This window comes from Undibacterium sp. Jales W-56, from assembly GCF_025548535.1.
GTDB lineage: Bacteria > Pseudomonadota > Gammaproteobacteria > Burkholderiales > Burkholderiaceae_D > Undibacterium.
On record NZ_JAJLQW010000005.1, the window covers coordinates 370520 to 378787 of the forward strand.

Annotated in this window: 10 protein-coding genes; 3 read left to right on the forward strand and 7 right to left on the reverse strand. The window is 53.6% G+C overall.

The annotated features are described in order from the left end of the window. Positions 1-2: 2 nt before the first annotated feature. The 6 genes from trpD to rpe form a co-directional block, all read right to left on the reverse strand. Positions 3-1040, reverse strand: a complete 1038-nt coding sequence (trpD, locus tag LPB67_RS15405) for an anthranilate phosphoribosyltransferase (RefSeq protein WP_262838160.1) — start codon at positions 1038-1040, stop codon at positions 3-5. Position 1041: 1 nt separating this feature from the next. After that, positions 1042-1608 (reverse strand): aminodeoxychorismate/anthranilate synthase component II, encoded by a 567-nt coding sequence (locus LPB67_RS15410; RefSeq protein ID WP_262838161.1) that lies wholly within the window; start codon positions 1606-1608, stop codon positions 1042-1044. A 41-nt stretch (positions 1609-1649) separates the two neighbouring features. Continuing rightward, complete coding sequence (locus tag LPB67_RS15415; RefSeq protein ID WP_262838162.1) at positions 1650-2087, reverse strand: GxxExxY protein; 438 nt, start codon at positions 2085-2087, stop codon at positions 1650-1652. Beyond that, a complete protein-coding gene (gene trpE / locus LPB67_RS15420) occupies positions 2074-3570 on the reverse strand; it encodes an anthranilate synthase component I (RefSeq protein ID WP_262838163.1) in 1497 nt (498 codons plus the stop codon). Before trpE ends, LPB67_RS15415 begins: the two co-directional genes overlap by 14 nt. Before the next feature lie 236 nt (positions 3571-3806). Next, complete coding sequence (locus tag LPB67_RS15425) at positions 3807-4478, reverse strand: phosphoglycolate phosphatase (RefSeq protein WP_262838164.1); 672 nt, start codon at positions 4476-4478, stop codon at positions 3807-3809. Positions 4479-4652: 174 nt separating this feature from the next. After that, positions 4653-5321: a ribulose-phosphate 3-epimerase gene (rpe, locus tag LPB67_RS15430; RefSeq protein WP_262838165.1), complete on the reverse strand. Its 669-nt coding sequence runs from the start codon at positions 5319-5321 to the stop codon at positions 4653-4655. 131 nt (positions 5322-5452) lie between these two features. Between rpe and apaG the strand changes: the two genes are divergently transcribed. After that, a complete protein-coding gene (gene apaG / locus LPB67_RS15435; RefSeq protein ID WP_262838185.1) occupies positions 5453-5827 on the forward strand; it encodes a Co2+/Mg2+ efflux protein ApaG in 375 nt (124 codons plus the stop codon). Between the two features lie 62 nt (positions 5828-5889). Here the strand turns inward: apaG and LPB67_RS15440 are convergent, their stop codons facing one another. Further along, a complete protein-coding gene (locus LPB67_RS15440) occupies positions 5890-6021 on the reverse strand; it encodes a hypothetical protein (protein ID WP_262838166.1) in 132 nt (43 codons plus the stop codon). Between the two features lie 12 nt (positions 6022-6033). Here LPB67_RS15440 and LPB67_RS15445 point away from each other — a divergent pair, with 12 nt between their 5' ends. After that, the gene (locus tag LPB67_RS15445; protein WP_262838167.1) at positions 6034-7227 is read left to right on the forward strand and encodes a murein transglycosylase A; all 1194 of its coding nucleotides are present in this window, start codon (positions 6034-6036) and stop codon (positions 7225-7227) included. A gap of 92 nt (positions 7228-7319) precedes the next feature. Beyond that, positions 7320-8096, forward strand: a complete 777-nt coding sequence (locus LPB67_RS15450) for an enoyl-CoA hydratase (protein WP_262838168.1) — start codon at positions 7320-7322, stop codon at positions 8094-8096. The last annotated feature ends 172 nt before the right edge of the window (positions 8097-8268 follow it).

The window sequence follows — 8268 nt, forward strand, 5'->3', positions numbered from 1 at the left end:
GCTTACACCCCTTTGCCCAATTGCTGCGTGACCTGCACCAGTTGTTCCAGCTTGGCAAGAGCAGCGCCGGAAGCGATTGCCGCCTGTGCTTTTTTGACGCCATCGGCAATCGAGTCGGCGATACCCGCCCCGTAAAGCGCGGCACCGGCATTCAGGCTGACGATGTCGGTCGCTGCGCCCGGCACGTTGTGCATGACTTCCATGAGTTTGGCTTTGGATTCTTCTGCGCCGGCTACTTTGAGCTGGCGATTCGAGACCATGTTCAGGCCAAAATCTTCCGGGTGAATATCGTATTCACGGATTTCGCCATTCACCAGTTCGCCGACCATCGTTGGCGCGCCGAGCGAGACTTCATCCATGTTATCGCGGCCCCATACCACCAGCGCATGTTGCGCGCCGAGTCGTTGCAAGACACGCACTTGAATACCGACCAGATCGGGATGGAATACCCCCATCAGGATATTCGGCGCGCCAGCCGGATTGGTCAACGGTCCGAGGATATTAAAAATCGTCCGCACACCGAGTTCTTTACGCACCGGCGCCGCATGCTTCATCGCGGCGTGATGATTCGGCGCAAACATAAAGCCGATGCCGGTTTGCGCGATCGACTGGGCGATTTGTTCCGGCTGCAAGTTGATATTTACCCCCAGCGACTCCAGGACGTCGGCACTGCCGGACGAGGACGATACGCTGCGCCCGCCGTGCTTGGCGACACGCGCTCCCGCGGCCGCAGTCACGAACATCGACGCGGTGGAGATATTGAAGGTATGCGCACCATCGCCGCCGGTGCCGACGATGTCGATCATATTGGCGGTATTTGCCAGCGGCACCTTGGTCGAAAATTCACGCATGACCTGGGCCGCTGCGGTGATTTCGCCGATGCTTTCTTTCTTCACGCGCAGACCCATGGTCAATGCGGTGATCATGACGGGGGACATCTCGCCACCCATGAGTTTGCGGAACAGATACAGCATTTCATCGTGAAAAATTTCACGATGTTCGATCAGTCGCGTCAGCGCTTCTTGTTGGGAGATGGTCATCTTATTTTCCGATCAAAAAATTTTTTAACAGCGCGTGGCCATGTTCAGACAGGATCGATTCGGGATGGAATTGCACACCTTGCAAATCAAATGTCTTATGGCGCACCCCCATGATTTCGCCGTCTTCCGTCCATGCCGTGACTTCCAGGCAGGTCGGCAAACTCGCACGTTCAATCGCCAGCGAGTGATAGCGGATGATGGTGTAGGGGCTGGGCAGGCCGCTGAACACACCGACGCCGGTGTGGGCAATGACCGAGGTCTTGCCATGCATGACTTGCTTGGCGCGGATGATCTTGCCACCGAAAGCGGCACCGATACTCTGGTGCCCGAGGCACACGCCGAGAATCGGAATTTGTCCGGCAAAGCGCTCGATCAAAGGCACCGAGATGCCTGCCTCATGCGGCGTACAGGGGCCAGGAGAAATGCAGATGCGATCCGGCTTCATCGCCGCGATGTCATCGAGCGTAATTTCATCATTGCGGTAGGTTCGAACCTCTTCACCCAGCTCGGCAAAATATTGCACCAGGTTGTAGGTGAAGGAATCGTAGTTGTCGATCATGAGTAACATAAGTAAGACCTCTCAACACAGAGTCACGGAGACACAGAGTTTCACAGAGAAACCCTTTTGATCCCGGTTTTTAATACGGGCACCATGAAATTAATAAGTAATCCAGTTTTATAACCAGTCAGGCGCAAGTAGGTAAGTAGTTGTGCTGTATGAACAGGGAGCAGTGACTCTATCGCTTTCAGTTCCAGAACCAGACTATTTTCTACTATCAGGTCGAGTCGATAAGCAGACTCAACTTTTATATCTTTGTATGCTATGTCCAGGCAAACCTGGCGTTTGAAACTGAGTTTGCGCAAATACAATTCATGACATAGGCAGTTTTCATACGCACTCTCCAATAGACCGGGACCCAGATGCTTGTGTACTTCTATCGCTGCGCCTATGACCTGTTCACTCAACAGGTCATGCTTCGCTTTTCTCTGTGTCTCGGTGTCTCTGTGGTGAGATGTTTGGTCTGGCATTTTTTTAAATCTCTCCATCCAGGCCATCCTGCACTTGTTCTGCCGCACGCAATACGGCACGCGCTTTGTTCTCGGTTTCTTGCCATTCCATTTCCGGGATGGAGTCGGCGACGATGCCTGCTGCCGCCTGTACATTCAGCATGCCGTCCTTGAGTACGCCGGTGCGTATCGCGATCGCCAGGTCCATTTCGCCGCCGAAAGACAGATAGCCGCAAGCACCGCCGTAAATGCCGCGTTTGGTCGGCTCTAGCTGATCGATGAGTTCCATCGCCCTGACCTTGGGTGCGCCGGATAAAGTGCCGGCCGGGAAGGTCGCTTTTAAGACATCGAGGTTCGATAAACCATCTTGCAAGACGCCTTCGACATTTGAGACGATGTGCTGTACATGCGAATATTTTTCAATGACCATCTGGTCGGTGACTTTGACGCTGCCGGTTTGAGCGATGCGGCCAATATCGTTGCGCGCCAGATCGATCAGCATCACGTGTTCGGCGATTTCTTTGGGATCGGACAGTAATTCCTTGGCCAGTTGGGCGTCGAGTTCCGGCGTGCTGCCGCGTGGCCGGGTCCCTGCCAGAGGACGTATCGTGACCTTTTTGCTGCCGTCATTCAGCGATTCGTTGCGGACTAAAATCTCTGGCGAAGCGCCGATGATTTGCATGTCGCCGAAATTGTAGAAATACATATACGGCGAGGGATTCAGCGAGCGTAAGGCACGATACAGGGACAGCGGCGAATCGACATACGGCTTGCGTATACGCTGGCCGACTTGCACCTGCATCAGGTCGCCTGCCATGATGTATTCCTTGGCTTTTTCGACGGCTTTCAGATAGTCGGCTTTGGCGAAATCGCGGATCGATTCGGTGCGCACCGATGCCGAGGTGACCGGTGCATCGACACTGCGACGCAGCATGGCGCGCAAATCTTTCAGGCGCTGACGGGCTTTGGACCAGGCTTCCGGCTGGGTCGGATCGGCATACACGATCAGATACAATTTGCCGGACAGGTTGTCGATCACGGCCAGTTCTTCGGTGACCAGCAACTGGATATCGGGCAGGCCGAGATCATCTTTGGGCGCGCTGCGCTCCAGGCGTTTTTCGACATAGCGCACCGCGTCATAACCAAAATAGCCGGCCAGGCCGCCGCAGAAGCGCGGCAATCCAGGGCGCAGCGCGACCTTGAAGCGGGACTGGAATTCAGCAATGAATTCGAGCGGATTGCCTGCTACGGTTTCGATGATTTTGCCATCCTTGACGACTTCGCTACGATTGCCGTAGCTGCGCATCAGGGTGTTAGCTGGCAGGCCGATGAAGGAGTAGCGGCCGAAGCGTTCGCCGCCCATGACCGATTCCAGCAGGAAGGTGTTTTTGCCTGCATTCTGGGTTTGCGCCAGTTTCAGGTAGAGCGTCAGGGGCGTTTCCAGATCGGCGAAGGCTTCCGCGATCATGGGGATACGGTTGTAGCCTTGCGCGGCCAACGATTTAAATTCGAGTTCGGTCATGATGTGCTTTCAGCCGCCCCTATGCAATTCGAGGATGAAGGCGGATAAGACTAGATGAAAAAAACGTGGTCAGACACTTGCTCAGGGGGTAAGGGCGAGCAAACGCCTGCGCGGCATCAGGTAGATTGCCAGCGTCGCCATAGCCAGGCCTCAAAAGTGCCTGGTGTGATTGCGAGACGTTTTATATCGGGAAACATTCGTTAGAGTGAGAACGTTAGGTGAATTCAGTGTGAATTTTATGCGGAAAGCAGTTGTGCCGCTTCCCACAGGTTGCCGACTATACCATCAGTATCAACATTTTGTATAGCTTCGCCGTGATTGTAGCCGTAGGGTACATGCAACACCGGACAACCGGCTGCACGGGCGGCTTGCGCATCGTTCGAGGAGTCGCCGATGGCCAGGACTTGCGCCGGTAGCAGTTTGAAATCGCGGCATACCTGTAACAAGGCCATAGGATCGGGCTTTTTGCGCGGAAAAGAGTCGCCGCCATACACAATCGCGAAATAATCGCTCAAGCCTTTTTTGGCCAGCAAGGGCAGCGTGAAATTCATCGGTTTATTGGTCACGCAGGCGAGCCGCAAACCGCGGGCGCGCATCGCATCCAACCCCTCGATCACCTTGGGATAAAGCCTGCTGTAGTCGCCATTGATAGCCAGGTAGTGGTGCTGGTAAGCGGCCAGCGCTGCCTCAAAATGTGTCGCGATAGTGGCCTCATCGAAATCCACTGCCAGCACGCGGTGAATCAGATTTTCCGATCCTTTGCCGACAAAATTCGTGATCGTTGTGATATCCAGCGGCGTCAATCCGAGCTCGGCGCGCATACGGTTGATGGCGACCAGAAAGTCGGGTGCGGTATCGAGCATGGTGCCATCGAGGTCGATGATGACGGCTTGGATATTCTTCAACATGGGTCAGGTCATGGCGTAAAAAAACGATGCGGTCGGGATTGCGGGGGCGGGTAGCAAGGCGCTGCACCCGGGTAAAGTTTTTAAGTTTTCTGGAAGTGATTCCGCAGCATTCATGCGCCTTGTCAGCCAATAATGCTCTGCAAGGCGCATCGATACTGCGGATCTGGTTCGGCTTTATGCCACCGTTGCCAGTTCAGTGCGCATGGCGGTGATGACGGCGGTGTAGTCGGGTTTGCCAAAAATGGCGGAGCCAGCTACAAAAGTATCGGCACCGGCGCGGGCGATCTCGGCGATGTTATCGACTTTGACGCCGCCATCGACCTGCAGCAGGATAGCGCGACCCGATTCGTCTATCAGTTTTCTGACGGCAGCGATTTTTTTCAAGGTGTGGGGGATGAACGATTGACCGCCGAAGCCGGGATTGACCGACATCAGCAGGATCAGATCGAGTTTATCCATGACATGTTCCAGCACATGCAAGGGCGTTGCCGGATTAAAAACCAGGCCGGCTTTGCAGCCATGATCGCGGATCAGTTGTAAACTGCGGTCAATATGCTCGGAGCCTTCGGGATGAAAGCTGATCAGGTTTGCACCGGCTTTGGCAAAATCGGGAATAATGCGATCTACCGGTTTGACCATCAGATGCACATCAATCGGCACTTGCACATGCGGGCGTATCGCTTCGCAGACCAGCGGACCTATGGTCAGGTTGGGAACATAATGATTGTCCATCACGTCGAAGTGAATCATGTCGGCGCCTGCGGCGACCACATTGCGAACTTCTTCGCCCAGACGGGCGAAATCGGCGGACAAAATGCTGGGGGCGATGCGGTAAGTAGTCATAGTCAATGCAAGCTGAGTCAAGATGCGCTATTTTACTCTGCTGGGCGCAGTAAGATGGCGATGTGTGCGGATGCGCCGCCGGAATACCATGAGCACAATGAATGCAATTGCAAGAACCGTTGAAAGAAGATATGGCAGCTTATGAAATGCAGGTTTCAGTCATTACCAAATACCTGGAAGAACAATCCAATCCGGATCATGCCAGTTTTGTATTTGCATATACCGTAACCATCAAAAATACCGGGACAGTGCCGGCCCAGGTGATTGCGCGTCACTGGATCATTACCGATGCGAAAGACCATGTGGAGGAAGTGCAAGGCTTGGGAGTGGTCGGACACCAGCCGTTTTTGCAACCCGGGCAGAGTTTTGAATATAGTAGCGGCACCCAGCTCAAGACGCCGCAAGGCAGTATGAAGGGCAGCTATTTTTGCGTGGCGGAAGACGGCCACCGTTTTGATGCGCCGATTCCCGAGTTCGTTTTATCCTTGCCGCGTACTTTGCACTGAGACGGATGATTCCTGTGCTTTTGCCGGCGCTGATGCCGCAGCCCGCAGCAATGCAATAAGGTTTATTCGACGTCGGTTTCCTGGCCTTTTTTTGCCGGCGGCGTATCGGAATTGCGTCCGTGAAACATCGTCCACCACACAATAAACACCAGCAAAAACATCGCCACACCTGCTTCTAATGCCAATAACCACATTTTGATTTCCTCATGTTGAAATTTTCCGCAATTCTACCCCTGACTGCCGCTGCCGTATTGCTGGCAGCATGTACCTCAACGCCGATGGATAAAGCGCCGGCGACTGTTCCGCCGGTGACGAGGACTCCGGTGCCTGCGCCGGGCGTGCCCGTCACGATTAAAAATGCCGATTTGTTCAAGCCTGTGAGTTTCAGCGCTTTACCTGGTTGGCAGCAGGACGATCTGACCGAGGCCTGGCCTGCGTTTATGGCCTCATGCTCAGCGTTGCGTGCCAAACCGGATTGGAAAGAACCGTGTTCGATCGCCAAAGAGCTTGATGCAAAAGACAATGCCGCCTTGCGATTGTTTTTTGAATCCTTCTTTGTTCCGCATCAGGTGAATAATCCTGATGGCAGCGGCGAAGGTCTGGTCACTGGCTATTATGAGCCTTTATTGCACGGTTCCCGCAAGCGTGGCGGCGTATTTCAGACGCCGCTGTATCGTACTCCGGCTGATTTGCTGACGATCGATTTGTCCAGTGTGTATCCAGAGCTAAAAAATCTACGCTTACGTGGCCGTGTGGTCGGCAATAAAGTCGTACCTTATGCATCGCGTGCCGAGATCTTGCCCGCCGTTGCCGGTAAAGAACTGGTCTGGGTCGATGATGCGATCGAGGCCTTCTTCTTGCAGATACAAGGTTCTGGCCGCGTCGCATTGGCAGACAGCAACGAAACTATCCGCCTCGCCTATGCCGACCAAAATGGTCATCCTTATAAATCGATCGGCCGCTATCTGGTGGATAAAGGCGAACTCAAGCTGGAACAGGCATCAGCCCAAGGTATCAAAGAATGGCTGGTCAAAAATCCGAATCGGCAAGAGGAATTGTTGAACGTCAATCCTAGCGTGGTGTTTTTTAAAGAAGAAAAAATCCTTGATCCCGGCATTGGACCTAAGGGCGCTCTGGGCGTACCGTTGACGGGACAGCGTTCGATCGCGATTGATCCGCAGTTTTTACCTTTAGGCGTGCCAGTGTTCCTGTCGACTACGCAGCCGAACAGTGCGCGTATTTTGCAAAAGCTGGTATTGGCGCAAGATACCGGCGGCGCCATTCGTGGCGCGGTACGCGCAGATTATTTCTGGGGCTTCGGTAGCGAAGCCGGGGAGCAGGCCGGACGCATGAAGCAGCGCGGCGCGCTGTGGTTATTGCTGCCGAAATCGATCAATTAAATACCATTGCCGCAGTGATAAACTGAACGTCAAAAATTTTTTAGCTGCAAAGACTAGCCAACCAGATAATTGATATCAACCAGGAGACTTGTATGGAATACCAAAACCTTATTGTCGAAACGAAAGACAAGGTCGGCGTGATTACACTGAATCGCCCGAAAGCCTTGAATGCCTTGAACGACCAGCTCATGGATGAATTAGGCGCTGCGCTGAAAGCCTTTGATCAAGACGAGGCGATCGGTTGCATCATTATCACAGGCAGTGAAAAAGCATTCGCTGCGGGTGCCGATATCGGTGCGATGGCGAATTACTCTTATATGGATGCATACAAGAACGATTACATCACGCGCAACTGGGAACAAATCCGTCAAATTCGCAAACCGGTGATTGCCGCGGTTGCCGGTTATGCCTTGGGCGGCGGATGTGAACTGGCGATGATGTGCGACTTTATTATCGCGGCAGAAAATGCCAAATTTGGTCAGCCGGAAATCAAACTAGGTACTTTGCCTGGCGCTGGCGGAACGCAAAGATTGCCGCGCGCGATTTCAAAATCTAAGGCGATGGACATGTGCCTGACCGCGCGCATGATGGACGCCGCCGAAGCAGAGCGGGCGGGGCTGGTATCGCGGATTGTGCCGCTGGATAAATTACTGGAAGAGGCGATCGGTGCTGCAACCGTGATTGCCTCGATGTCCTTACCTATCATCATGATGGTCAAGGATTCAGTGAACCGTGCGTATGAAACTACCCTGGCAGAAGGTGTCCAGTATGAGCGTCGCCTATTCCATAGCAGCTTCGGCACAGAAGACCAGAAAGAAGGCATGAAAGCCTTCATGGAAAAACGTCCGGCGAATTTTAAGAACCAATAATTCCTTTGATTAATTCAAACGATTTATAAAATATGTTCTGAAAAGACTTGTCATGAAGAGGGGGACTTTGCTATAGTTCGGCTCCCGCAGCGGAAGCGGTCCGAGAGGGCCGAGAGAAGCGGTGGGAACGGGCGGGGAAGTGCAGGCGTAGGTACCGGCTTTGGCAGCAAGA